This is a genomic window from Rhizobium sp. 10N414, from assembly GCF_056394785.1.
Window position 1 is genome coordinate 1 of the sequence record NZ_JBFTIN010000108.1, and the last position, 929, is coordinate 929.

The 929-nt window shown below is 59.7% G+C and carries 1 protein-coding gene; it reads left to right on the forward strand.

Features of this window, described 5'->3' with window-relative positions; all coding sequences use genetic code 11:
* Positions 1-69: 69 nt before the first annotated feature.
* Positions 70-929, forward strand: an 860-nt coding sequence (locus AC1DE4_RS31795; protein WP_477884760.1) for an IS481 family transposase, incomplete at its 3' end; no start/stop codon positions are given.

Genomic DNA, 929 nt, shown 5'->3' on the forward strand with positions numbered 1-929 from the left:
AGCTAGGTGTGTAGTCCCTGAGTGTGATGGTGCATCATTGAACCTGAGTCGTCAGGAAGAGGATGCATTATGGGAAGTATTCTTCACGGCAGCGCCCGCACGACGCCGCGTCTTCGAGCCGAACTCCAAGCGTCGCAAGAAAGTACCCGGTCCCTTGCCGCCCGCTACGGCCTGAACTCGAAGACGGTGGCCAAATGGCGCGAGCGGACCACGACGGCCGATGCACCGATGGGGCCTAAGTCTCCCAAGAGCACGGTGCTGACGCCGGCTGAGGAGGCCATCGTGGTGGCTTTCCGGCAGAAGACGCTGCTGCCACTGGATGACGTGCTGGGCTGCCTACGCGATACCATTCCCAACCTTAGTCGCAGCGCGCTGCACCGCTGCCTGCAACGCCATGGCATATCCCGACTACCGGTCGAGGAAACCAAGGAGCGGCGCAAGCGGTTCAAGAACTACGAGATGGGTTACGTCCACATCGACAGTTGCGAGTTGCGGCATGCCGATGGAAAGCTGGTCATGTTCCTCGCCATCGACCGGGTTTCGAAGTTCACCCATGTCGAGTTCCACGACTGCGCTGGAAAGATGGAAGGCGCAGCCTTCCTTCGGAAYGTGGTCGAGGTTTTCCCCTACAAGATCCACACCGTGCTTACCGACAATGGTATGGCCTTCGCCGACCTGCCCAAAAACCGCACCGGCCCCAGCCGCCGCTTCCTAGGCCCGCATATCTTCGACCGCGTCTGCATCGCTAACAGCATCGAGCATCGGCTGACCAAGCCCTACCATCCTTGGACGAACGGCCAGGCCGAGCGGATGAATCGAACCATCAAGGACGCCACCGTCAAGGTCTACCATTATGACGACCTGGAAAGTCTCAAGGCCCATGTCCTGGCCTTCGTCACTGCTTACAACCTCGCCAAACACCTCAAGGC